Source organism: Clostridium thermarum (assembly GCF_006351925.1).
Classification (GTDB): domain Bacteria; phylum Bacillota; class Clostridia; order Clostridiales; family Clostridiaceae; genus Clostridium_AU; species Clostridium_AU thermarum.
The window spans coordinates 1,521,329-1,546,169 of sequence record NZ_CP040924.1; the positions used below are offsets into that span (position 1 = coordinate 1,521,329).

Consider the following 24,841-nt stretch of genomic DNA (forward strand, 5'->3'; position numbering starts at 1 on the left):
CTGGAGTGAGAGATTTGAAAAAAGGCTTTACCCTTGTTGAAGTAGTAGTGGTCATTTCAATAATAACTATTTTATCTACGGTTACAACCATAGGATACAAATACTACATTAATAAATCAAAGGATGCCTGTGCCTCTTCCAATGGTCAGGTGATCTTTGAGGCCATTGTGTGGACCTATGAAGCTTGTGGCAACAAGCTTGACAGCACTGCCTTAGCAGCTAATATCGATGTCCTTACCGGAATCCCTGTAAGTAATATGATAGTTAATAACCTACAAAAGACTATCAGTATGAATTATGTGTATGAGTCAAAAACCTATAAATTATCAGCAAATCTCTCAAATTACAAGGTGCAAATAGAGGATTTCGAACATGGGCGCAAGATCTATGAAAATTAAAAAAGGCTATACCCTAATAGAACTTATGATTACTATATCTATCCTGACTATCTTATCTATGATGTTTATAAAATACTTCACCACCTATGAAAAGTATAGAAACAAGATCTTGGTTGATCAATGCAATAACTCAATTATGAGCTTTATAAACAGCTGTAAGCAATACTGTTATTATAGAGATACCAGTGGCTACATAAAATTCGATGTTGCGGGAAACAGATTAATTTTTAATGTAGGCACTGATGTAAAAAGGATACTCAATGTACCTAAAGGTTTAAAATTATATAGTATTAATGTAAGTAACGGCGATGCAAAGCTGAATTTTAATAACAAGGGGTTTACGTCGGATGCATGTACTATGTCCTTCGTGGACTTGGAGAATAAAATACATGAAATAACAATAAGTGTGGGTACGTCATATGTTGAAATTAAAAATTAAAAAAGGCTATACCCTTTTAGAGAGCTTGATAGCCTTAAGTATGATTACAATTATAGTGTTTTGTGGCTTGTCCCTGCACCTCTTAAAGGTTAAGCAAAAAAACTACAACACTGCACTAAGTATGTATTTAAACTGTATTGAAACTACCGCAACCAGTCTGCTGTCAAATTGCAGTTATAACGAATTAGCAGCATGCATAGGTTCTGAACCTATGTATATTGCAGATGAGAACATTAACCCCAATACTTTGAGCAGGAATAATATACTTACATTATTAAAGTCCTCACCGGGCAGTGGAGGTAAAAACATAAAAATTACAGCTGTATCAGAAAGTGGTGTAATTACTATTTCACTTCAGCTCAGTTACTTGATTAATGGAAAGTTAGAGGTTTTAAGCCATGAAATTTATAAGGGAAACTATAATTAGTAGAAGCAGGGGAGGTAGCACCTTGATTGAACTTATTACTTCCCTTTCTATAATTAGTATACTGGCTGCCGCTGTACTTTCAGCCTTTATATTTTTTTCAAAGGACTTTAACAGGGCTGTAATTGAAAGCAGGGAAGAGTTTTATATAGGTGAGGCATTTAGGTATATAGAAAGTGAAGTATGTAATGGCAATAGCGAAGTCCATTTCTATCCAAGTTATATAAGGATGAAGAGGTATTTGGAAGTGCCTGCATATGAGGAGATAGATTATATCAAGAGGGAAGGAGAAAAGCTGGTGATAGAGCACACTAAAAGAGGTTATGTAGAAGCTACCAATGTTTTTCTGAGAAAGGTTAGCAATTTTGCGGTTAATATGTATGAAGGGGTTGTGATAATTGAAATTACCACTGATAGGGGGGAAAAGTTTTCAAAATGCATAAATACTCAGTACATAAGATGAAGGATGGCAATGCGGCAATTTATGTGCTTTTGGTTGGCACGCTGATTCTGTTAACGGCTATAGTAGGCTTTAAATTTCAAATTGATAGGTATAAGGACCTGCAGTACAAAAGGCAGATGCTTGAGACCACAAGCACCATTAATTTTATAAAAGAGAAGATATTTAGTGATTTTTATGGACAATTAAAAGCTAAGACCACTATTACTGACAGAGAAAGCATCCTACAATGCTTGAGGAATGATAACAGCTGGGTTAATTTCCGACATGGGGACACTACCTTGACCTTTAACGAAGGTAAAGACCTATTAACACTTACATATCCCTATAATAGTATTAAGAACTGCACTGAGTACTATAGCATATATCCTACAAGTACCGGAGTAAAATTTAATTTGGTTCATAGTAAGTTTACAAAGAGGTAAAATATATGAGCTTTAAAAAAGTGATCAAAATATATAACAGCAACATAGAAACAATAAAGAGTGAATTGGGAAAAAGATGCAGGGGGTCTTTTGTATTTATCTATTATGAAGAAGACATATATATAGATACCTTATATATTCCCGCCACCAAAACCAAGTGGTTGAGCAAAATGATAAAAAATCATATGATCTATAACTTTGATGACATAAGCAAACTTTGCTACAGCTATAATATTTTGAGCAAGAGTTCAAACAAATATAAAATAAGGCTTTATTGTATCAACTCCAAAAAGGAACAACTATTTGAGGCCCTGAACAAGGGTGCGAAAGTAAAGGGTGTGTATTTAATTCAGTTTTGCTACCTCTATTATGTTGAAAAAATACTTAAGAAAAGTGAGTTTGTGTTAATATTTACCAGTGGAGAGTTTACTTATTTGGTATTTTATGCTGGTGGAGGGGTTGAAAGCAGCAGTATATTTAAATTTGCTGACAATGGTAGTGGTAATTTGTTAGATATAATCAAGAAATGTATTGGTTGTGGAGATAAGATAACTACTGATATCAATTTTCCCATAGTGTTCCTCAATTACCATAGCAAAGGCCATATAGAATGCCTGGCAGAACACTTTTCTGTGAAGGATCTTGGAAAAATCAGCGAAGATAAAATAATTAAAAAATATATAGGTGTAATATGATTAAAAAGCACAATTTTATTTCCGAGGAGTATATAAAAAATATTGAAAAAAGAGAAAGCAAGCTCTACTTTTTCTTAATACTTTTGTTGGTTCTTCTGAACATATTTGTACTGCAAGAAGCAGAAAAGAAGCGGTCTGACATAGAGACGGCTAAAAGTAAGCCTGTCTTTAGCAATATAAAAGTTGAGGACAGTAAAAAAAGCAGTAAGCAAGTAAATATAATTGAACTCCGCAGAAAAGTTTATGGATTAGCGGAAGACAATGTCCGCATTTCAAGCTTTGTATATGAAAATAACAGGCTCATTTTAGGAGTGATTGCACAAAGTCCAAAACAATGTATTAGCTTTGTAAAAGACATAGAGGATAAGGGAGCTTTTATAATTGAGAAGCTTTCCCCCATAGAAGCAGTTCAGGAAAACTTTAAACTGAATATTGAACTATCAGTAAAGGGAGCGGAATAAATTAAATGAAAAAGATATGGTACAGTTTTATAAGTGTTCTATTATTTTTTCTGTTGATTATTCAAATTCATGTAATAATAGAACTTGAAGTGGAGAATATAAATGAGCAGCAATATTATAATGAAAAAAATGAAATCGTGGATGTTGTTGAATCTCCTACAGTGCCGCCGGTAAGCCTTTTTGATGTGCTGGAGTCTATTTATACCGAAAATTCAAAATGTAGGGTCTTAAGCTTTTCCCTTGGGGAAGACGGAAGGCATATAGAAGCCGAATTAAGCATGACAGGTACAATTGATGACATTGAACTCATGTTAAACAATTTGCAAAATAGCAGAGGTTTCAAAGAGATAAAAAAATACATAGAGGGTGAAGAGGACGCTAATCGAATATTTGTAACCTTTGAGCTTTGATGCATAAGAGTTAAAAAGTAATATTTTTATCAAAATTTAATAATAATATTTGCAAATAGCTATATATTTTGATAAAATAATCATTGGCTTAATACTATAATAAGGTAGAACTATGTATAGAATGGTATTAATATACCTGAAAAGGTTATAATATTAACGAATTTAATATTTGGAGGGATACTGAATGATTTCAGCAGGAGATTTAAGAAAAGGAACCACTTTTGAGTTAGATGGACAAGTGTATACAGTAATAGACTTTTTACATGTTAAGCCTGGAAAGGGAGCAGCTTTCGTTAGAACAAAGCTAAGAAACGTAATTTCTGGCGGTGTTACAGATAGAACTTTCAACCCAACAGAAAAGTTCCAAGAAGCTGTAATAGAAAGAAAAGAAATGCAATATCTATATTCTGATGGTGAGTTATACTACTTCATGGATCAGGAAACTTTTGAGCAAATTCCTCTTAACTATGAAAAAGTAGAAGATGCTATAAAGTACCTAAAGGAAAACATGTTTGCAATCATAAAATTCTATAAGGGTGAAGCATTCTCAGTAGAAGCTCCAAACTTTGTAGAACTTCAAATAGTTGAAACAGAACCTGGCTTCAAGGGAAATACTGCAACAAATACACTTAAGCCAGCTAAGGTAGAAACCGGTGCAGTTGTTAACGTACCACTGTTTGTTAATGAAGGAGATACAATCAGAATAGATACAAGAACCGGAGAGTACATGGAAAGAGTATAAGGGCTCTGTTTGGCTATGATACTGATGAGGGAGTGTAGATTATGGACTCGATGAAGTCAAAGGTATCCTATTTACAGGGTATGGTAGATGGGCTAGCCATAGACTTAAATAGTAAAGAAGGTAGAATTATTTCTGCCATGCTTAAAGTAATGTATGAAATGGCAGATAAGTTGGATGAGATTGAATATAGACAGGACCATTTGGAAATGTATATCAGTACTTTGGACGATGATTTACAGTACGTAGAAGAGGAATTCTATGGAATTGATGATACTGAAGACTATTTATCTGAGGATAACTTCGTTGAACATCAGTGCCCGCGTTGTGGAGAGATTATATATATAGATAAGGCCATCATTGATAACAATGAAGAAATAGGTTGTCCTAATTGCAGCTATGATCTCATAAGTAACATAAATGAAGGTTCCAATGACTAAATAAGAATATAATTTAAGTAAGAAAATCCTTAAGTAAAAAATACTTAAGGATTTTTTTATTTTGTTTGTAATAAATTTTGCTACTGCTAAATAAAGATTATATATGAAGGGAGGTGAAGAACTACTCTAAAACTTAGTGTTTTTGAGTGAGATGAAACATATGGATACTAATGAAATTTTGTGCATATTACCTCAGAATCTGCAGTTAATCTTAAAGAAACTTCCAAATCTTGATAAGTTACAGGAAATAAGAATTAAAGCCAATAATCCTGTGATTTTGAACCTAGACAATCAGGAATGTATATTAAATTATATTTCCACCATGGAAGATTTAAAGACAATTATGCAGAGGACAAGCAATTATTCACTATATGCTTTTGAAGAAGAGATAAAGCAAGGGTTTATTACTATTAAAGGCGGCCACAGGGTGGGGCTTTGCGGCAAGTGTGTGATGGAAGACAATAAGGTAAAAACAATAAAAAATATAGCTTCAATAAACATCAGAGTATCACGAGAAGTCATTGGCTGTTCCGATAAGATAATGCCTTTTATCATCAATGAAAATAATATTCTAAATACCATAATAATATCTCCACCCAAATGCGGTAAGACAACAATTTTAAGAGATATGGCCAGAAACATATCTACGGGAATGAAGTCCCTGGGCTTATCAGGGAAAAAGGTATGTATCATTGATGAGAGAAGTGAACTGGCGGCTTGTTGTGATGGAGTGCCACAGATGAAGGTAGGTATTCGGACTGATGTCTTTGACAACTGCCTGAAGAGTGAAGGCATTATTATGGCCATAAGAAGCATGTCACCGGAGGTCATAGTATGTGATGAAATTGGTACATATAGGGATATGGAAAGCATATTATCGGCCTTAAGCTGTGGGGTTAATTTGATTTCCACAATACACGGCAATGGCTTAGAGGATTTTTATGGCAGAGTAGTTTTCAAGGATTTAATTAACAATCATGTTTTTAATAGAGCTGTAATACTAAGTAATAGGAATGGAGTAGGTACATTAGAGAAAATCTACGATTTTACAAGAAAAGATTATATTTGGAGGAAACGAGATGATTAAAATCTTTGGTGCGGTACTTATAGTTTTGGCTTCCACCCTGTTGGGTTTTATATTTGCTGAAAATGCCAGGAAGAGGCTAGTACAGCTTAGAGAAATACAAAGTGCCCTGATTCAATTACAAAATGAAATATTTTTTACCAGAACTACACTGCCGGATGCCTGCGATAGCGTTGCCGGTAAAAGCAAGTATCCTATAAATATAATCTTTGAAAGGGTGTCTAAGCAACTAAAAAGCAACGGAAGTAATTCCGTATATGATGCATTTTTATCAGCTTTAAGTGAAGAGGTGGAAGAAAATTGTTTAACAAAGGAAGACAAAGAGATTCTATTGGATTTGGCCAAGGCACTGGGAGAATCGGATCTGGATGGACATAAAAAGGTTTTTAGCCTCAGTGAACATAATTTAAAGACCATAATACAGACGCTGGAAGGAAATGTGGACAAGAATGTTAAGATGTACAGATTCTTAGGCTTTTCTTTGGGGGCGGCTGTGGCAATTATACTAATTTAATGGAGGTATGGTGGGATGTTGGATGTTTCTTTACTTTTTAAGATAGGAGCTACCGGAATATTACTTATTATTTTGGACAAGGTGCTAAAGAGTAACGGCAAGGATGATGTGGCCGCAATAACTAACCTGGCGGGCATAGTAATAATTTTAATGATGGTTATAAGCCTCATTAGCAAATTATTTAAAGATGTGCAAGCTATGTTCCAGCTATAGGTGAGACTTATGGATATCATAAAGATTGTTTCCTTTGCTTTTATTGCATTGTGTATTGTACAGATATTTAAGGACAGAAGGAGCGACATTGCAGTTCAAATTAGTATAGTGGCCGGAATTGTCATTTTCCTTTTTATGCTGACAAAAATTACTGCAGTAATGCAGTTCCTGCAGCAGCTGGCGGCGAAGGCAAACATAGATTTTGTATATCTCAATACGGTTTTAAAGATTCTTGGCATTGCCTATCTTGCCTCTTTCTGCAGTGAGATCTGCAGGGATGCCGGCGAAAGCAGTCTGGCTTCGAAAGTAGAATTTTCAGGGAAGATATTGATCCTTGTTTTGGCAATTCCTATACTAATGGCCGTACTTCAATCAATTCTAAAGATTATGTAGGTGAAAACAATGAAAAAGATAATAATGTTGTTAACTTTGATTTTAGTTCTGGTGGTACCTGTAAGGGTATATGCAGATGAGCAACATGGGTTTAGCGTAAAGGACGAGGAAAAAATCCAATCTCTATATGATTACATATCAAACATGAAGAACAAATATGAAATAATAAATGAATTAGACGTTCAGCAGTACGTGGATAATTTTATAGAGACGGGAGATGACGGTCTAACAAATAGACAAATATATAAGATTATTCTTACATATGTGCTCAAAGAACTGGCACTTTCGGCAAAGCTTATGGTAATTATAGTAGTTATTGCAGTGGTGGCAGCCCTGCTGCACAATCTCCAGAAAGCCTTCAGCAATGAAAGTCTTTCAAATATAGCCTACTTTGCCTGCTATTCGGTACTTATTATTGTTGTATCCAAGAGTTTTCTTGTTGGTTTAAACCTGGCTAAGGAAACCATACTGCAGATGACAGATTTTATGACGGCCTTGGTGCCGGTGCTCATAATGCTGGTGGCCAGCGTAGGAGGAGTTACCGAAGCAGCAGTGATGAACCCCATAGTGGTTGCCGGTGCCAATATTGCGGCAAGGCTTTATGTCACTATCATAATTCCTTTGATAATGATCGGTTTTATACTTCAGTTTGTAAACAACATATCTGAGGACTATAAGATAAGTAAGCTCACGAAACTGATAAATCAATGGGCCATATGGATCCAGGGGATCACCATGACCCTATTTATTGGAATATTAAGTATTAGAGGGATTACCTCTAAAACTATAGACCAGGTAACAGTAAAAACTACCAAGTACATGGTAGATAATTTTGTTCCAGTTGTAGGTAAGTGCCTTTCTGATGCCATCTCTTCCGTGGCCGGTTACTCAATCCTGCTGAAGAATTCACTTTCCGCTCTGGGACTGGTTTTGATCATTGTCATTGTTGCCTTTCCGGTCATTAAGCTATTTATTATGGCCATGCTATATAAGTTTACTGCCGCTATGATAGAGCCCATAAGTGATAAGAAATTTGTCAACAGTATCACTACTGCCGGCGATTCTCTAATACTGATAATGTCCTGCCTCGTTTCCGTATCAGTGATGTTTTTTGTCATGGTATCAATCTTGGCAGCTACGGGAAAGGTTGTGTTGACTTGAGAGAGTATAGGTTAATGGAGAAAGAAGGTGGCGGGCAGTGGATGCTTTAAGGAACTGGATCATCAACATTTGTACTACAGTATTCTTTATAACCGCTGTAGAAATGATCCTACCGGACAACAATCTAAAGAAATATTGTAAGTTCGTATTGGGCTTAATTCTCATGACAGTGATAATAAATCCTCTTGTAAAGTTTCTAAATGAAGGCTCTGAAATAACCGCCTTTATGAACAATGCTGCGGTTTCAGTAGAAAATCAAATAGAAGACAGCACAAAAAGTTTAAGGGAAAGCAGTCTTAAGGATACCCTGTATGTGTTCAAGCTTAATCTGGAAAAGCTTTGCGTTGAGAAGCTAAAGGAAATATACCCTAAGGATAAGGCAGAGGTAGATGCTAAGGTAGCATATGATGAGGAAAAAGAGGAGTTTGTAATAGAAAGTATCAGTGTCAGAATGGATAATGGAGCCATAAGCAAAATAGAAAAAGTTGATATAAAGACAAGTTCCAGTTCAAAAAAGGATAACTTAGATGACAGCCAATATGGCTTAGAGGTCAGGGATTATTTAAGTACAGTTTTGGACCTTCCGGAAGAGAAGATCTTAGTATACAAGTTTCAAAAATGACGTCTTGCACTGCTTTAAATATTGAGATATACAGGGGGAGATAGAAATGAACTTAAAGGGTTTAATGGATACTATAAACAAATTGACTTCAAAGAAAAATGCTTATAATATTGTGGTTGTTTTCTTGCTGGGAGTTTTACTGGTAATGCTGTCAAATTTCTTTAAAACACCATCCTCTGCTGTCACCACCTCAACACAGGAGACAACTTCAAATGAAAGCGTAAGCACCGCAAATGTTCTCACAAGCTACGAGGAGCAGACGAAAAAGGAGCTGAAAGCAATGCTTTCAAAGATGAAGGGCGTAGGTAGGGTAGACTTAATGATCAACTTTGAATGTGGTGAGGAATACATACCTGCCTATAATACAAATGGGGGTAAAAGTACAACCATAGAAAAGGATAATGAAGGAGGTGAGAGGAAGATAGAGCAAGATAACAACGGCCAAGAGGTTGTTGTATCCACCGATGGAGGAAAAACCACACCCTTTATACTGAAGAAGATAAACCCCAAGGTCGAAGGTGTGATTATAGTTGCAGAAGGTGCAGAAAATGAGAAAATCAAAAAAGATATTATAGCGGCCATATCAAGTTTCTTTGGCATTCCGAATTACAAAATTCAGGTATTTGCTATGAATTAGCAGCATATAATTCAATAGAAAAATAGATGGGAGGAATAAAAATGAATAAAAAACAAGCAGGTATTATTGTGACTTTACTGGCGCTCATAGTATGTGCCGGTATATTGGCAGCGAAGGTGAATGGACCACTTGAGGTAACAAACAGCGAATTTACAAGTGAAGGCAGTCTATTAACTCTAGATGATGACGACGCTGCTGAAACATCAGCTAACTACTTTGCTACAGCTCTTGAACAAAAGGAACAAAGAGATGCCATGGCCCTATCTAATTTAAGAGCAATGGCAGAGGACAAAAACTTGGACGAAGCTCAGAGAACCGCAGCCAGTGAAAGCTACGCTCAAATGGTGGAGGCTCAAAAGAATGAACAGACCATCATGCAACACTTAAAAGGAAAAGGCTTTGAAGACGTAATATGTACAATAGAAAATGACTATACTAAGGCAAGAGTAATAATCAAGTATCCACATAGCGAATTAACCGATACAGACGGCAAAGTTATAAAAGATGTAGTTTACAGCGTTGCAAAAATTAGCAATGTTGAGGTTGAATTAAAGTAATAACATTTGTAAAATATTATTACATTTGATATAATGTACATATGATTTAGTTTTGCGTTATGCAAGATGAGGAGGGACGGTCATGGATGAAAATATAAACAGCTCAGCTAATATGGGTATTGTAAAGATATCAGACGACGTCGTAGGTGTTATAGCAGGCCTTGCTGCTGCTGAAGTTAAGGGGATTGTCGGCATGAGCACAGGTTTAGCCGGTGGTATAACCCAGATACTTGGTGGTAAAAAGAATCCTTCAAAAGGCGTTAAAGTTAATGTTGGAGAAGAAAGTGCTTCAATAGATATAGCAGTTGCGGTAGAATATGGAATAAAGATACCGGAAGTTGCGAAGGCTGTTCAAGATGGTGTAAAAAAGGCAGTTGAGACAATGACAGGTTTAAAAGTATCTGCTGTGAACATATTTGTACACAATGTTATTGTTGCCAAGAATGAAGACAATAACGAATTAATCGAGGAATAAATATTAACACCCTCTGTTTACCCAGAGGGTGTTTCCATGTTATAATGACTAATATTTTTGCATAAATATTTATTATTTTATGAAATTGCTGTATATTTTTTTTATAATATAGTTGATAATAAAAATATGAGCAAATTTATTGTTATATGGAGGATTTTATAGTGAATAGAAGATTATCAAGAGAAGAAGCGGTTAAATTACTATATCAGATGTCAATCAATAAATATACTCTGGAAGAGGCCATAGAGAATTATTTGGAACAATATAAAGAGGAGCTTCCTGAGCTGGATATAGAATATATAAAAAAACTGATCAACGGAGTCAATGAAAATATTGAAAGCCTAGATAAAAAAATTGAAATGCATCTTACCGGTTGGAAAATGAACAGAATTTCCAGGATAAATTTAGCTTTATTGAGATGCAGTACCTATGAGATAATTAACGATGTTGAAACTCCGGCAGCGGTTTTCATCAATGAAGCTGTAGAAATTGCAAAAAGGTACTCTGAAGATAAGTCCGTTGCATTTATCAACGGAGTTTTGGATAAAATCGCCAAAAGTGAAGGCAGGATTTAGGAGGAGGTAATATGGGGTTTGCCATCAACGGAAAGGAGCTTGCTGTAAAATTTAAAGCTGAGATTAGGAGTTTTACGGAGATCATGGTAAAGGAAGGGAAAAGAGTACCCTGTATGGCGCCGATAATAATTGGAAATGATGGTGGGTCGCATTACTATCTGAACAATGTCATAAAGCTCTGTAATGATTTAGGCATAACTGTCAAGGTACATCACAGGGAAGAAGACATAAGTGAAGAGAAACTTTGTGAACTCATTACATATCTTAATAATGATGAAAGTGTAGACGGAATTATGTTGTTCCTTCCACTGCCCAAACATATAGATGAAAAGAAGGTCACTTCAGCAATTTCCTATAAAAAGGACATTGACTGTTTAACAGATGTAAATAATGGCAAGTATTATAAAGGGGAATCTAGCTTTATACCTTGCACACCTATGAGTGTTTTAAACTTAATAAAAAGCACCGGTACGTCTTTGGCAGGAAAACATGCCGTTATAATCGGAAGAAGCAATATTGTGGGAAAGCCTGTAGCACAGCTCATGCTTAACGAAAACTGCACCGTAACCATATGTCATTCCCAGACAGTTAATTTAGCAGAAATTTGCAGCAGGGCGGATATTCTGATAACTGCTATAGGAAAGCCGGGCTTTGTTACAGCTGACTATGTAAAAGAAGGTGCCATCGTTATCGATGTTGGTACCACTTCTGTAAATGGAAAGATAACCGGGGATGTATCGTATGAGGAGGTTATTGAAAAAGCAGCCTATGTAACTCCGGTACCGGGAGGAGTTGGAGCAATGACCACAATAATGCTCATAAAAAACCTATGTGAGGCGTATAAGCAAAATGTATATTAAAGTAGTATCAGTAAGTGCCCTTAACAATTATATTAAAAAAGTTATGGATAATGACTTTATTTTGAGCAATGTCCATGTTAGAGGAGAAATTTCTAACTTGAAAGTTCATAATAGTGGACACGTATACTTTTCTTTAAAGGATGAATATGGTAAAATCAGCGCAGTAATGTTCCGAAGTGATGCTGAGGGCTTAGACTTTGTACCTGAAAATGGAATGAACGTAGAAGTAGTAGGTAGAGTGTCCACATACCTAAAAGAGGGAACCTATCAGCTTTACTGCAATAAGATGGTGCAGGTAGGTATTGGTGAGCTGTTTGCTGCTTTTATAAAGCTAAAGGAAAAGTTGCAAAAAGAAGGCTTGTTCAAAGATGAATATAAGAAGGAAATTCCGCAATTTCCACGAAGAATTGGAGTAATAACGTCTCCCACCGGTGCAGCTGTAAGAGATATAATAAATGTGGCAAAGAGAAGAAACAGTAAGGTAAACCTGCTTATTTACCCTTCGTTGGTTCAAGGTAAAGGAGCCAGTGAAGAGATCATTAAAGGGATACGATACCTCAACTCCGTGGAAGATATTGACACCATAATCATAGCCAGAGGTGGTGGCTCCATTGAGGAGTTGTGGAGCTTTAACGATGAGGCTCTGGCCTATGAGGTTTTCAAGTCTAAAAAGCCAATCATATCCGGAGTTGGACATGAAACGGACTTTACAATAATAGATTTTGTAAGCGACAGAAGAGCACCTACACCCTCTGCTGCCGCTGAGATAGCTGTGCCCTCCATCAGGGATTTTAACGAGAAAGTCAACTCCTTACAAATACGGCTTGGAAGAGTATTTGAAAGAGAGCTAAGCAGTAAAAGAAATATCTTAGAGAGATATAAAAGCAGATTGGAATTAAATAATCCCGTAAACTACATAGTGAACAGCTACAATACTGTTGATAATCTAAAAAGCCGGTTGTTGCATAGTATGCAAATGGTTATAGGAATTAAGAAGGAGCAGCTTGCCAGAGCCAATGCCTTGCTGGGAGCCCACAATCCTTTGAACATTTTAAACAAGGGCTATGCAGTTATTCAAGATGAAGAAAACAAGGTTATAAGCAGCAGTGCTGTTTTAAAAACTCAAGATAGTATTTATATTACACTGAAGGATGGCAAAGTGAAAGCCAATGTTTGTTTTAAAGGAGAATAGCTATGGCAAAGAAAAAAGAAAGCTATGAAGAAATAATGGAAAAACTTGAAGAGATTATACTGAGGATGGAAAAAGGTGATTTGTCCTTAGATGATTCCATCAAGCATTATGAAGAGGGCATGAAAAGCTGCAATAAGCTTTATAAAATGCTGAACGAAGCTGAGGGAAAAATAAAAATACTAAATAATGGTGCAGAAATAGATTTTGAAAATGAGGAGCAAGTATGATAGCACAGCAATTAAAGGAAGAAATAGATAAATGGCTGGAGCAATATTTCCAAGGTAAAGGTGGATATAACAAGCTAATTTACGAAACTATGAGCTACAGTTTATCTGTCGGCGGAAAGAGGATAAGACCTTTACTCACGATGTTGACTTATGGTCTATATGGTGAAAATTATAGTGAAGTAATAGAAGTTGCCGGGGCAATAGAAATGATACATACCTATTCACTGATTCATGACGACCTGCCCAGTATGGACAATGACGATTTAAGACGGGGAAAGCCAACCTGTCATAGGGTTTATGGAGAAGCTATGGCAATATTGGCCGGTGATGGACTGCTAAATGAAGCAGCTAATATATTGATAAAACATGCTCTTAAGCATGGAGATAAGGCACTTGAGGCCGCGAATATAATCCTGGAAGCCAGCGGTGTGGAGGGAATGATTGGCGGACAAGTGGTAGATATACTCAGTGAAGATAAAAAAGTTGATTTAGATGTACTAAATTACATGCACAGGCAGAAAACCGGTGCCTTGATCAAGGCCGCAATTTTGGCAGGTGCCGTAATAGGCGGTGCATCAAAAGAAGACTTGGAAATCTTAGAATCATATGGAGAGAAACTTGGTTTAGCTTTTCAGGTTAAGGATGATATTCTCGATGTTATAGGCGACACTAATGTATTGGGAAAAAAAGTGAACAGTGACATAGAAAACAATAAGACTACTTACATTACCGAATATGGATTAGAGGAATGCAAAAAAATCTGTATAGATTTAACTTCGGAGTGTATTGAACTGTTAAAGAAATTAAAGGCCAATACAGATGATTTACAGCAGTTGACTAACTTTCTCCTTACTAGAGAATACTAAAAACGAAAAGGAAGATTTATAATGTATAAAATACTTGATAGATTTGAAGAGCCTACTGATATTAAAAAAATGACTTTATCAGAATTGGAAATTCTAAGCGAAGAAATAAGGGCTTTTTTAATAGATAAGGTATCAAAGACTGGAGGACATTTAGCCTCAAATCTAGGAGTGGTAGAACTTACTATAAGTTTATACAATGTATTCAACTTTAAGCAGGATAGACTTATTTGGGATGTTGGTCACCAGGCTTATGTACACAAGATTCTTACAGGCAGGAGGGACCGCTTCGATAAGCTACGACAGTACGGCGGAATAAGCGGCTTTCCTAAGCCTGAGGAAAGTCCCTATGATATGTTTAAGACCGGCCACAGCAGTACCTCAATTTCTGCAGCATTGGGAATGGCGAGAGTCAGGGATTTAAAAGGAGAAAAACACAGTATTGTTGCAGTTATAGGTGATGGTGCCCTGACGGGCGGCATGGCTTTTGAGGCACTGAATGATGTGGGTGACAGGAAAACTAATATAATAATTGTATTAAACGACAATCAAATGTCTATTGCCAATAATGTAGGCGGACTTTCAACCTACTTAAGTAAGTTGAGGGTAACACCAACCTATAATAAATTTAAAAATGAATTTAATTCTACACTGCAAAAGAGTTCTTTAGGCAAGGGTGTAGTTAATAGTATAAATAAAATCAAAGACAGTATAAAGCAATTTATAGTACCGGGAATGCTCTTTGAAGAAATGGGCATTAAATATTTTGGACCAATAGATGGACATAATATTAAAGAGCTTAGTAAGGTTCTGGCTTTAGCAAAAAACATTGAAGGTCCTGTATTGATTCATACAATTACACAAAAGGGAAAGGGCTATGACTTTGCAGAGAAGAACCCCAATAAGTACCATGGAGTAGGCCCCTTTGACTGTGACAGCGGAGAAATATGCTTCACAGCCGGTGAAACTTACTCCAGCACCTTTGGGGATGAAATTGTAAAGATAGCAGAAAAAAATAAAAAGGTTATAGCAATAACTGCTGCTATGAAAGATGGTACAGGACTTGGAAAATTTGCACAAAGATTTGAGGAAAGATTTTTTGATGTAGGCATAGCTGAACAGCATGCTGTGACTTTGGCGGCAGGTATGGCCAGAGAAGGTTATAGGCCGGTGTTTGCGGTATATTCTACATTTTTGCAAAGGGCCTATGATCAGGTTTTACATGATGTGTGCATACAAAAGCTGCCCGTAATATTTGCTATTGACCGAGCGGGAATTGTTGGAGAGGATGGTGAAACCCACCAAGGGCTTTTTGATATATCCTATCTTTCACATATGCCTAACTTAGTTCTCATGGCCCCCAAAAACACCGTGGAATTGAGATCAATGCTGAGATGGGCCGTAGATTACACCGGACCCGTTGCAATCAGGTACCCAAGAGGGGGAGACAGCAGCAGTGCACCGTTAAAACCGGTTGAAAATATAGCCCCCGGCTGCTGGGAAATTCTAAAGGAGGACGGCGATATAGTAATAATCGCCACCGGCAAAATGGTGAGCCATGCAATAAGAGCCTGTGAGATCCTTAAGGAGGCAGGCATTAATACTGCACTGATAAATGCATATTCAGTTAAACCTATAGATAAAAAATTACTTGATGAACTGATACAAAGAGGAGCCCAAATAGTAACACTTGAGGACAATGTGATAAATGGTGGGTTTGGTTCCATGGTGCTGGACTATGTTAATAGTACAAACAGCAGCATAAAAGTGTACAATATGGGCTTTAAGGATGAGTTTATTCAGCAGGGACATCCGGATTTACTTTATAAGCAATATGGACTAGATGCCGAAGGAATTGCAAAACGAGTAATAAGTATATCACAAAATGAAGGAGTAAAGAATGAGTGAAACGAAAGCTAGACTTGATGTAGTACTTGTGGAAAAGGGAATTTTTAGTTCCAGAGAAAAGGCCCAGGCCGGTATAATGGCCGGTGATGTCTATGTCAATGGAATCAAGGTTACAAAGGCCGGTCAGGTTGTTAAAAAGGAAGATGTAATTGAGTTCAGAGGCAATGAAATGCCCTATGTAAGTAGGGGGGGCTACAAGCTTGAAAAGGCCATAAGAGAATTTAACATTGACCTCAAAGACAAGGTTTGTATGGACATAGGAGCATCAACGGGAGGCTTTACTGACTGCATGCTGCAAAATGGAGCAAGTAAGGTGTACTCCATAGATGTTGGCTATGGCCAATTTGCATGGAAATTGAGAATCGATCCAAGAGTGGTTTGTATGGAGAGGACAAATATACGGTACGTCACTCCGGAAGACTTGGGAGAACTATGCGATATGGCCTCCATTGATGTATCTTTTATCTCACTCACCAAGGTATTACCGGCGGTTAAGGCACTGCTGAAGGAAGAAGGAGAGGTACTGGCCCTGATAAAACCTCAGTTTGAAGCTGGCAGAGAAAAGGTCGGAAAAAAGGGTGTGGTTAGAGACAGGAGCACCCACAAAGAAGTAATAGAAAAGGTTGTAAATTTTTCAATAAAAGAAGGATTTAGTATTATAAATATAGAATATTCACCAATAAAAGGGCCTGAAGGAAACATTGAGTATTTATTATATATGAAGAAGGATAATAACTCAAAGTGTGAGTTTGACGAAACTTTAATTGATAAGGTAGTGCAAAAATCTCATAAGGAATTAGATTAAAGATTAGAACTCCATAGGAGGTACAATGAGATATATTGGTTTAAACATCAATAGTTCAAAGGATAAAACCGGTTTTATCTTAAAAGAAGTACGAAGCTGTGTGGAAAGGATATTTACTGACAGTATAATATATACTTTTAAAGATAGTGAAACAGAAGATGACTCTGTTTTGGATAAAATGCAAATGATGATTACCTTAGGCGGAGACGGAACAATAATCAGAACTGCCCGTGCCCTATGTAAGCACAATATACCCATACTGGGTGTCAATATCGGAAATCTTGGTTTCTTGGCCAGTGTTGAAAAGGAAGAGCTTGAAAGAGCTCTTCTACAGATAAAAGAAAACAATTACAATGTGGAAAATCGAATTATGCTCAGATGCGAAATATCAAATAAGGAAAAGTCACTGGTCTATGCCTCACTTAATGATATTGTATTGTCTAAGGGTGCTTTGGCGAGAATGGTAAAATATCAAATTAAGGTGGACAATAATTTGTACACTGAGTTTAATGCTGATGGAGTTATAGTATCAACTCCTACGGGATCTACTGCTTATGCATTATCTGCCGGAGGACCTATTTTATACCCAACACTTAGCTTAATCGAAGTAACCCCAATTTGCCCTCAGTCCCCTGGATTAAGGAGCCTGGTACTGGATTCAAAAAGCATAGTGCAAATATTGATCCAGGACTGGAATGAGAGTATTTTTCTTACGGTTGATGGGCAGGAATCTTTAAAACTAGACAAGGGCTCAGTGATAACAATCAGCTTATCTGATTGGAAATGCAGCCTGATAAGACTTAAAAATTATGATTATTTTAATGTTTTAAGAGATAAAATTATTTGGAGAACCAGAGAAATAAGTTGTGAAGGTGATTGATAATGAAAGTTTTACGTCATGCAAAAATAATAGAAATTATTAACTCAAAGGAAATAGAGACTCAGGAAGAACTGGCAGAGGAACTGAAACGCTGTGGAATGGATGTTACCCAGGCCACAGTTTCCAGAGATATAAAGGAATTAAAATTGATTAAGGTACTATCCAATAGTGGGAAGTACAAATATGTGGCTATAACTCCGGAGCAAAATTTTTTATCAAACAAATTGGTTAACATATTCTCTCAGACAGTGCTATATGTGGAGAATGTAGAGAATATGGTTATAATAAAAACTATAACAGGATCTGCTTCTGCAGCGGCAGAAGCTATAGATTCTTTGAATTTTGAAGAGATAGCCGGAACCATAGCTGGAGATAATACAATTTTTATCGTGGTACGTGGTGTTGAGAAGGCCCAAGAACTGGTGAAAAAAATAAAAAAACTATTAAATTCTTAAATTAACATACAGGAGGTTAGCAGATGCTTCTGCAAATGAATATAAAGAACTTTGCGTTGATCGAAGGGCTATCGTTAAATTTTCAAGAAGGCTTTAATGTATTAACCGGAGAGACAGGAGCAGGTAAATCTATACTTATAGATGCCATAAATTATGTTTTAGGTAGCAAGTTTAATAAAGATCTGATAAGAACTGGTGAGAGCAGCACCTATGTAGAAGCAGTGTTCAGTTTAGATAATGACAATACAAAAAATATTTTACGCAAAATGGAAATTGAATTTGATGATGTTGTCATTATAAGCAGAGAGAGTTTTAATTCAGGCAGAAGTAATATAAAAGTAAACGGAAAGTCTGTTATCTTATCTGCCTTAAGAGAAATCACTGAAACTCTTATAGATATACATGGACAGCATGAAAATGTAAATTTATTTAATTCCTCCACTCACATCCATTATCTGGATGGATACAGCGGAAGTGCATTACAGGGACTTATGGTTGAATACAAAGAGTACTATCATAGGCTTTCCGAAATAAATTCTAAGATTGAAAGCTTAAGGGGAAAGGATGAGCAAAGTGCAAAAGTAGCCAGTTACCTCCAATTTCAACTTCAGGAGATTGAAGCTGCAAAGCTAAGAAGAGGTGAGGATGTTGAGCTTGAGGAAAGAGCTGAGGTTCTGACAAATGCAGAGAAAATCAGCAGTGTATTAAATTATAGTTATGAGTTACTTTATAATGGAATGGAAGGAAGTGCTTCTGTGTATGATGCACTGGATAATGTCATAAAGGAGCTAAGATCTATTCAAGATAAAGTAAAAATTGCTAAAAAAATTGGAGATAGCCTGGAAGAAGCATATTTTAATATAGAGCAAAATATTGGTGAACTAAGGTCTGTAAAGGATAGTTATTATTATGATGTGGACGAACTATCTGAGGTAAACAGCAGAATATATGAAATTGGCAAGCTTAAGAAAAAGTATGGTAATACCATTGAACAAATCTTGACCTATAGAGATAAATTACAAAAAGATTTGGAAGAAATAATAAACAAGGATGAAATAGTAAACAAGTTGCTTGAAGAAAAAAAGAAGATTGAAAAAAAGTGCATGAATCTAGCAGAAAAGTTACACTGTGTGAGAAATGAATATGCATCTGTGTTAGAAGAGAAAATAAAAGACCAGCTTTCCGATATCGGCATGGCAAAAAGCGTATTTAGGGTCCAGGTTGATAAGGACAATGTACTGAGAAATAATGGCTTTGATAAGGTGCAGTTCTTAATTTCCACCAATCCGGGAGAACCTTTGAAGCCTTTAGAAAAAATAGCTTCCGGTGGAGAATTGTCAAGAATTATGTTATCCTTGAAGACGGTATTTATAGACAGAGATATGATACCAACAGTTATATTTGACGAAATAGATACCGGTATCAGTGGAGCAATAGCCCAAAAGGTTGCTGAAAAAATGTACTTGATATCATGCAAACATCAAGTATTTTGTATCACCCATCTCCCGCAGATTGCCACTATGTCAGATTCCCATTACAGGGTTTACAAAGAGATTATAGAAGATAAGACTTATACAAATGTTAAAAGGCTTTCCAAGGAGGAAAAGATAGAAGAAATAAGCAGGATGATTGGTGGTATTGAAGTAACCAATATTACTGTAAATAATTCTAAGCAGCTGATTCAAATGGCAGATAAGTTAAAAAAGACTATTTGTGAATCAATCAAAGTTTAAAAACAAAATAAATAATACATAATTTTATAAATTTTAGAAAAAATAAAACTATAAGTTTTTATGCTTATAGTTTTTTTTGTTTATGAAAAAATAATGTGTATGATTTATTAAATTTTATATCATATGAATTCTATATCCAGGCCTTGCTAAAATATACAAAACATTATTAAACATATACACTAAACTATTGGCTTTCTATGTAGATTTATTATAGCATAACATATTTCAAAATCGGGAAACTTAAAATTAAAGGCAGTAATGACTATAGATTCGAAAATATATGTTTGTTCAAGTATTAATCTATAGTCAAAGTAAGAATACTAAAAGGATAAAAGGAGGTTAAAATAATGGGTAGGAAAAAGGCATACAAGATCATGTATATTTTAACTCCTGTGGTATTTTTGATTTTAAGTTTGTTTCTTTCTATAGAGAAAATACCTAATACAATGTTTATACGAGTAAAGGACGAAATAAAATCAAGTTACCTCTTAAAAGTAAATGAAAGAAAAGACGTATCTGCCTTAGCAGTTGGGAAGGTAAAGGACCAGCCTGAATTAAACTCAAAAGCGGATGTGAAACTCCTAGGCTTGTTTTCTGTTAAATCCGTTGACGTAAAAAGAGTCCCGGACTTAAGCCTATACCCCGGAGGAACCAGCATAGGGGTAAAACTGAATACCAAGGGTGTATTGGTAGTAGCCCTAAGTGACATAGAAGTAGATAACAGTAAAGTATCAAGTCCTGCGGCTCAAAGCGGTATCATGGTTGGAGACAGTATATTAAGCATCAATGATAAGTCTGTAAAAAATGCGGAAATGCTCTCAGATTTAATAAATGAATCTGAAGGTAAGGAAGTAAAAATTGAGGTAGAAAGAAAAGGTGAAAGCATAATAAAGTTAGTTAAACCGGTTAAAATACCAAAGGAAAAGAAATATAAAATCGGATTGTGGGTAAGAGACTCCACCGCTGGTGTTGGAACACTGACCTTCTATGATGAAAAGACCGGTAGTTTTGCTGCATTAGGTCATCCTATAACCGATGTGGATACAGGAACAATCTTAAATGTGGATAAAGGAGAACTTGTTGCATCATCTATAGTAAACATAAGAAAAGGTGTCAGAGGAACTCCGGGAGAATTAAAGGGCGTTTTTGTAAATGAAAGTAATGTGTTAGGACAAATAAATAGCAACACTGAATGTGGTATATTTGGTAAGGCTAATAAGTCAATATTAGAGGGAAATAAAGTGAAGCCTATGAAAGTAGCACTGAGGGATGAAATTCAAGTTGGCGATGCACAAATAATCACAACTTTAGATGACAAGGGGCCACAGTACTATGATATTAAAATAGAAAAGCTATTAGATCAAGATACGCCTGGACCCAAAAGTATGGTAATTAAGGTTACAGACCCCAGGTTACTGGCTAAGACCGGTGGAATTGTTCAAGGTATGAGTGGTAGTCCAATTATTCAAAACAATAAAATTGTTGGAGCAGTAACACATGTTTTGATAAATAAGCCTGATACTGGCTATGGCATATATATAGAATGGATGTTAAAAGACTCAAAAATAGTGGATTAATGAAAAAGGTCGCTTCTATCAGCGGCCTTTTCATTGTATAAACGTTAAATATAAAAATGGATAAAAATAACAATTATTTTTTCATTACCTAGAAGGAATTTTATTAACTTTGTCGAATTAGTTATTTGTTAATATATGTAATGATTTTTTGGAGGGATATTAAAATGGAAGAAACTAAAATATCGGTACTCATTGCAGATGATAATAAGGAATTTTGTAACATTTTAAATGATTATTTAGCAAACCAAAGGGATATAATTGTAACAGGTATAGCAAAAGATGGTGTAGAGGCTTTAAAGTTTATATCGGAAAAAACTCCCGACTTGGTAGTATTAGATATAATTATGCCACATTTAGATGGACTGGGTGTTTTGGAGAAACTAAATACAATGAATCTGGATCCAAAACCCAGAATAATTGTGCTATCTGCAGTGGGACAAGATAAGATTACTCAGAGGGCTATAACGCTTGGTGCAGATTATTATGTGGTTAAGCCTTTTGATATGGATGTGTTCACAAAGAGAATTAGACAGATGTTTAATAACACTATATCCAGTGATGATGTTAAAAAGACTATATCTCTAATAGACACCCCTGAGATTAGGGTATCAAAAAAGGAACCATTGGATTTGGAATCTGAAATAACCAATATAATTCATGAAATTGGTGTTCCTGCCCACATTAAAGGATATATGTACCTGAGGGAAGCTATTACCATGGTAGTTAATGATATGGAACTGCTGTCAGCAGTGACAAAGGAACTGTATCCATCCATAGCTAAGAAGTATAATACTACTGCCAGCAGGGTAGAAAGAGCAATAAGACATGCTATAGAAGTTGCTTGGGGACGTGGTCAAGTTGAAACTATAAATAAGCTCTTTGGCTATACTATACACAACGATAAGGGCAAGCCAACAAATTCAGAGTTTATTGCAATGGTAGCTGATAAGTTGAGATTAAAAAATAAGGTAAGCTAGTAGTTTTAGTATAGAAAATTGCAAAGTAAAATAGAGGCATGTGGTAGCATGCCTTACTGTTTTAATAAACAGTTGATGGACAAATCACCAGTATATCTCACACTTCACCAACACTCCTCTAAAACAGAGTAATATATTGTAATAACTGATTACTTAGAAAAATCCTTCAGCGTTCACAGTGGCCTCCCCACAAATCAGTGTTTAAAAATGAAATCCCTTCAGCATAATTTCCTTTGTTCAGTGTCTTCAGTGATGAAAATTTTGCTTAATAGGATCAATGGAATATATCTTCCCATGGTGACATAAATATTATATAGAATTTTATTTTAATAACTCCGTGTGAAAAATAGGTATACTATAGGGAGGAAGAAAATGAGAAGATTAAATACCGGTTCCAATTTATCAAGACACTTTCAGGAAAGCATGTGGCTGTACATTGTTTCGCTCTTATGCCTTTTTACAGGCATTGTCCTTGGAATTTATACCGTAAGGTACATGGATGACCTACAAAGGCAAGACTTAATCAGCTATTTCTTAGATTTTAATAAAAATATCAGTACTATGGAAGTAAAAAATACTGCTGTTATAATAGAGAGCCTTAAAAACAATCTGCCAATGCTTTTGGTTTTGTGGGTGGCAGGACTAACAATTATAGGAATTCCTATAATATTAATTGTAGATATTGTTAAAGGATTTTTCTTTGGTTTTGCAACAACCTTTGCATTTTATAGTATGGGATATAAAGGGACTTGGTTTGTACTTTTAGGAGTTCTTCCTCAAAATATCATATACATACCTTGCTTGATAGTAGCTTCTGTATTGGCAATGCGTTTATCTTTTTCAAAGCTTAAGGATAGGGTTAATAAGCAAATAAATTATAACAAAAATTATTTTTTAGATTATTCGGTTACCTTCTTTATAATATTGTTGGTTATGATATTGGGATTCTTGTATGAGGCCTATGTAACTCCAAGAGCAATTCAAACCATAGCAACTGCAGCAGGGAGTGTGATTTTTTGAGACAAAAAAATGATTTCTATAATTTTTTATGGATCTATTTAAAATGTTTTGCCTTGCTTGTTATCTTAGGATACATACTTCCCATTGTATTTGACCAGCTGATATTCTACCTATATAAAAGGACCGTAATACATAAAAATAGCATATTTGTAGCAGATATTCATGACAATATAAACTTTTTTCAATATTATTATAATGCATTCAGAAGTTACATAACCTATTAGTATTGAGTAGGGAAGTAATATTCTATATAATAATAATAGAAACAAAGGGTTAAAATATACTATTAATCAGTTAGTAGGTGTAATATGAACGAACTTGTAAAAGAATATTTAACATATATAAGTGAAAATAAAAATTTGAGTGACAACACCATAGATGCCTACAAGAGAGATATAACCATTTTTCAGAAGTTTTTAGTTAGTAACAATTTAACCTATGATAAGGTTAATAACATGACCTTGATGTCATATACTCAAAGCTTGGCCAGTAGTGGGAAGAAAGAATCCTCGATAGCAAGAAGTGTAATTTGCCTGAGAAACTTTTATAAGTATCTGGTTAGGACCGGCCGCTTGGAAAAGGCAGCGGTTTTAGATTATGAAATTCCAAAATATAAGAGAAGTATACCTGAAATATTGACCGTCGAAGAAGTAAATAGGCTGCTTTCTACACCGGATCAGAACTCCATAAAAGGAGTAAGAGATAAGGCCATGCTTGAAATGATGTATGCCAGTGGCATTAAAATATCAGAAATGTTGAACTTGACCCTGGAAGATATAGATTTGAGGTTTAATTATCTAAGATGTAAAGGTACTAAGGGCATGGAAAGAATTATACCCCTAGGGAAATACTGTGTTGAATGTGTGGACAAGTACCTTAAGCTTAGAAAAGAGCTCAATACAAAGGATTTGAAGTTTCTCTTTTTAAATAATAAAGGGGAAAAAATGAGCAGGCAGGGGTTTTGGAAGATTATTAAGTATTATTCTAAAAAAGCAAAAATAAATAAAGAGATAAATTTATATACACTGAGGCATTCTATAGCGGTGCACATGATAGAGAATGGTGCAGACATAAGGTCACTGAAAGAGCTATTAGGCTATAAAGATATATCTGCAGTTCAGGTCTATATAGATGCAATGAAAAAACAAAAATTGATGGAAGTTTATAAGAATACCCATCCCAGAGCATAAAATGAATAATCGTAACATAAAAGGAATTGGTT

33 protein-coding genes are annotated in these 24,841 nt (G+C 35.6%); all 33 read left to right on the forward strand.

Features of this window, described 5'->3' with window-relative positions:
- The first annotated feature begins 14 nt into the window (after positions 1 to 14).
- The 33 genes from FHY60_RS06780 (at position 15) to FHY60_RS06940 (ending at position 24,809) form a co-directional block, all read left to right on the forward strand.
- Positions 15 to 398 (forward strand): prepilin-type N-terminal cleavage/methylation domain-containing protein, encoded by a 384-nt coding sequence (locus FHY60_RS06780; RefSeq protein ID WP_163215885.1) that lies wholly within the window; start codon positions 15 to 17, stop codon positions 396 to 398.
- On the forward strand, positions 388 to 837 hold the full coding sequence (locus FHY60_RS06785) for a pilus assembly FimT family protein (protein WP_163215887.1): 450 nt from the start codon (positions 388 to 390) through the stop codon (positions 835 to 837). The genes FHY60_RS06780 and FHY60_RS06785 overlap by 11 nt, the downstream gene beginning before the upstream one ends.
- Positions 818 to 1,264, forward strand: coding sequence for a prepilin-type N-terminal cleavage/methylation domain-containing protein (locus tag FHY60_RS06790; protein WP_139904260.1), 447 nt, complete (start codon positions 818 to 820; stop codon positions 1,262 to 1,264). The genes FHY60_RS06785 and FHY60_RS06790 overlap by 20 nt, the downstream gene beginning before the upstream one ends.
- A complete protein-coding gene (locus FHY60_RS06795; protein WP_139904261.1) occupies positions 1,236 to 1,724 on the forward strand; it encodes a type II secretion system protein in 489 nt (162 codons plus the stop codon). The genes FHY60_RS06790 and FHY60_RS06795 overlap by 29 nt, the downstream gene beginning before the upstream one ends.
- Positions 1,697 to 2,146 (forward strand): hypothetical protein, encoded by a 450-nt coding sequence (locus tag FHY60_RS06800; protein ID WP_139904262.1) that lies wholly within the window; start codon positions 1,697 to 1,699, stop codon positions 2,144 to 2,146. Before FHY60_RS06795 ends, FHY60_RS06800 begins: the two co-directional genes overlap by 28 nt.
- 5 nt (positions 2,147 to 2,151) lie before the next feature.
- Entirely contained in the window at positions 2,152 to 2,841 is a 690-nt protein-coding gene (locus FHY60_RS06805) for a hypothetical protein (protein WP_139904263.1), read from the forward strand.
- Positions 2,838 to 3,302, forward strand: a complete 465-nt coding sequence (locus FHY60_RS06810) for a hypothetical protein (RefSeq protein WP_139904264.1) — start codon at positions 2,838 to 2,840, stop codon at positions 3,300 to 3,302. The genes FHY60_RS06805 and FHY60_RS06810 overlap by 4 nt, the downstream gene beginning before the upstream one ends.
- 5 nt (positions 3,303 to 3,307) lie before the next feature.
- Positions 3,308 to 3,712 carry a hypothetical protein gene (locus FHY60_RS06815; RefSeq protein WP_139904265.1) on the forward strand — a complete coding sequence of 135 codons (405 nt, stop codon included), beginning with the start codon at positions 3,308 to 3,310 and terminating at the stop codon, positions 3,710 to 3,712.
- A 184-nt stretch (positions 3,713 to 3,896) separates the two neighbouring features.
- Positions 3,897 to 4,454, forward strand: coding sequence for an elongation factor P (gene efp, locus FHY60_RS06820; RefSeq protein ID WP_139904266.1), 558 nt, complete (start codon positions 3,897 to 3,899; stop codon positions 4,452 to 4,454).
- A 41-nt stretch (positions 4,455 to 4,495) separates the two neighbouring features.
- Positions 4,496 to 4,891 (forward strand): CD1247 N-terminal domain-containing protein, encoded by a 396-nt coding sequence (locus FHY60_RS06825; RefSeq protein WP_139904267.1) that lies wholly within the window; start codon positions 4,496 to 4,498, stop codon positions 4,889 to 4,891.
- A gap of 151 nt (positions 4,892 to 5,042) precedes the next feature.
- Positions 5,043 to 5,978: a stage III sporulation protein AA gene (gene spoIIIAA / locus FHY60_RS06830; RefSeq protein ID WP_139904268.1), complete on the forward strand. Its 936-nt coding sequence runs from the start codon at positions 5,043 to 5,045 to the stop codon at positions 5,976 to 5,978.
- Positions 5,971 to 6,489 (forward strand): stage III sporulation protein SpoIIIAB, encoded by a 519-nt coding sequence (spoIIIAB, locus tag FHY60_RS06835; RefSeq protein WP_139904269.1) that lies wholly within the window; start codon positions 5,971 to 5,973, stop codon positions 6,487 to 6,489. The genes spoIIIAA and spoIIIAB overlap by 8 nt, the downstream gene beginning before the upstream one ends.
- A 15-nt stretch (positions 6,490 to 6,504) precedes the next feature.
- Entirely contained in the window at positions 6,505 to 6,702 is a 198-nt protein-coding gene (gene spoIIIAC / locus FHY60_RS06840) for a stage III sporulation protein AC (protein ID WP_139904270.1), read from the forward strand.
- A gap of 9 nt (positions 6,703 to 6,711) precedes the next feature.
- Positions 6,712 to 7,095, forward strand: a complete 384-nt coding sequence (gene spoIIIAD, locus FHY60_RS06845) for a stage III sporulation protein AD (RefSeq protein WP_139904271.1) — start codon at positions 6,712 to 6,714, stop codon at positions 7,093 to 7,095.
- 9 nt (positions 7,096 to 7,104) lie between these two features.
- Complete coding sequence (gene spoIIIAE, locus FHY60_RS06850) at positions 7,105 to 8,256, forward strand: stage III sporulation protein AE (RefSeq protein ID WP_139904272.1); 1,152 nt, start codon at positions 7,105 to 7,107, stop codon at positions 8,254 to 8,256.
- Positions 8,257 to 8,293: 37 nt separating this feature from the next.
- On the forward strand, positions 8,294 to 8,878 hold the full coding sequence (gene spoIIIAF / locus FHY60_RS06855; protein ID WP_139904273.1) for a stage III sporulation protein AF: 585 nt from the start codon (positions 8,294 to 8,296) through the stop codon (positions 8,876 to 8,878).
- A gap of 46 nt (positions 8,879 to 8,924) precedes the next feature.
- On the forward strand, positions 8,925 to 9,515 hold the full coding sequence (spoIIIAG, locus tag FHY60_RS06860) for a stage III sporulation protein AG (protein ID WP_139904274.1): 591 nt from the start codon (positions 8,925 to 8,927) through the stop codon (positions 9,513 to 9,515).
- 41 nt (positions 9,516 to 9,556) lie between these two features.
- Positions 9,557 to 10,072 carry a SpoIIIAH-like family protein gene (locus FHY60_RS06865; RefSeq protein ID WP_163215891.1) on the forward strand — a complete coding sequence of 172 codons (516 nt, stop codon included), beginning with the start codon at positions 9,557 to 9,559 and terminating at the stop codon, positions 10,070 to 10,072.
- An 82-nt stretch (positions 10,073 to 10,154) separates the two neighbouring features.
- Positions 10,155 to 10,547, forward strand: coding sequence for an Asp23/Gls24 family envelope stress response protein (locus FHY60_RS06870; protein WP_139904276.1), 393 nt, complete (start codon positions 10,155 to 10,157; stop codon positions 10,545 to 10,547).
- Between the two features lie 161 nt (positions 10,548 to 10,708).
- Positions 10,709 to 11,122, forward strand: coding sequence for a transcription antitermination factor NusB (gene nusB / locus FHY60_RS06875; RefSeq protein ID WP_139904277.1), 414 nt, complete (start codon positions 10,709 to 10,711; stop codon positions 11,120 to 11,122).
- An 11-nt stretch (positions 11,123 to 11,133) separates the two neighbouring features.
- Positions 11,134 to 11,982, forward strand: a complete 849-nt coding sequence (locus FHY60_RS06880; RefSeq protein ID WP_139904278.1) for a bifunctional 5,10-methylenetetrahydrofolate dehydrogenase/5,10-methenyltetrahydrofolate cyclohydrolase — start codon at positions 11,134 to 11,136, stop codon at positions 11,980 to 11,982.
- On the forward strand, positions 11,972 to 13,174 hold the full coding sequence (xseA, locus tag FHY60_RS06885) for an exodeoxyribonuclease VII large subunit (protein ID WP_139904279.1): 1,203 nt from the start codon (positions 11,972 to 11,974) through the stop codon (positions 13,172 to 13,174). The genes FHY60_RS06880 and xseA overlap by 11 nt, the downstream gene beginning before the upstream one ends.
- A gap of 2 nt (positions 13,175 to 13,176) precedes the next feature.
- Positions 13,177 to 13,401 carry an exodeoxyribonuclease VII small subunit gene (locus tag FHY60_RS06890; RefSeq protein ID WP_139904280.1) on the forward strand — a complete coding sequence of 75 codons (225 nt, stop codon included), beginning with the start codon at positions 13,177 to 13,179 and terminating at the stop codon, positions 13,399 to 13,401.
- Complete coding sequence (locus tag FHY60_RS06895; RefSeq protein ID WP_139904281.1) at positions 13,398 to 14,267, forward strand: polyprenyl synthetase family protein; 870 nt, start codon at positions 13,398 to 13,400, stop codon at positions 14,265 to 14,267. The genes FHY60_RS06890 and FHY60_RS06895 overlap by 4 nt, the downstream gene beginning before the upstream one ends.
- 21 nt (positions 14,268 to 14,288) lie before the next feature.
- On the forward strand, positions 14,289 to 16,172 hold the full coding sequence (dxs, locus tag FHY60_RS06900; RefSeq protein ID WP_139904282.1) for a 1-deoxy-D-xylulose-5-phosphate synthase: 1,884 nt from the start codon (positions 14,289 to 14,291) through the stop codon (positions 16,170 to 16,172).
- Complete coding sequence (locus tag FHY60_RS06905) at positions 16,165 to 16,977, forward strand: TlyA family RNA methyltransferase (protein WP_139904283.1); 813 nt, start codon at positions 16,165 to 16,167, stop codon at positions 16,975 to 16,977. Before dxs ends, FHY60_RS06905 begins: the two co-directional genes overlap by 8 nt.
- Before the next feature lie 25 nt (positions 16,978 to 17,002).
- Positions 17,003 to 17,857 (forward strand): NAD(+)/NADH kinase, encoded by an 855-nt coding sequence (locus FHY60_RS06910; protein ID WP_139904284.1) that lies wholly within the window; start codon positions 17,003 to 17,005, stop codon positions 17,855 to 17,857.
- A gap of 2 nt (positions 17,858 to 17,859) precedes the next feature.
- A complete protein-coding gene (locus tag FHY60_RS06915) occupies positions 17,860 to 18,312 on the forward strand; it encodes an arginine repressor (protein ID WP_139904285.1) in 453 nt (150 codons plus the stop codon).
- A gap of 23 nt (positions 18,313 to 18,335) precedes the next feature.
- Positions 18,336 to 20,045 (forward strand): DNA repair protein RecN, encoded by a 1,710-nt coding sequence (gene recN, locus FHY60_RS06920; protein WP_139904286.1) that lies wholly within the window; start codon positions 18,336 to 18,338, stop codon positions 20,043 to 20,045.
- 347 nt (positions 20,046 to 20,392) lie between these two features.
- A complete protein-coding gene (gene spoIVB / locus FHY60_RS06925; RefSeq protein ID WP_139904287.1) occupies positions 20,393 to 21,622 on the forward strand; it encodes a SpoIVB peptidase in 1,230 nt (409 codons plus the stop codon).
- 164 nt (positions 21,623 to 21,786) lie between these two features.
- Entirely contained in the window at positions 21,787 to 22,599 is an 813-nt protein-coding gene (spo0A, locus tag FHY60_RS06930; RefSeq protein ID WP_139904288.1) for a sporulation transcription factor Spo0A, read from the forward strand.
- Between the two features lie 372 nt (positions 22,600 to 22,971).
- A complete protein-coding gene (gene spoIIM, locus FHY60_RS06935) occupies positions 22,972 to 23,619 on the forward strand; it encodes a stage II sporulation protein M (RefSeq protein WP_139904289.1) in 648 nt (215 codons plus the stop codon).
- Positions 23,620 to 23,927: 308 nt separating this feature from the next.
- On the forward strand, positions 23,928 to 24,809 hold the full coding sequence (locus FHY60_RS06940; protein ID WP_139904290.1) for a tyrosine recombinase: 882 nt from the start codon (positions 23,928 to 23,930) through the stop codon (positions 24,807 to 24,809).
- Positions 24,810 to 24,841: the final 32 nt, after the last annotated feature.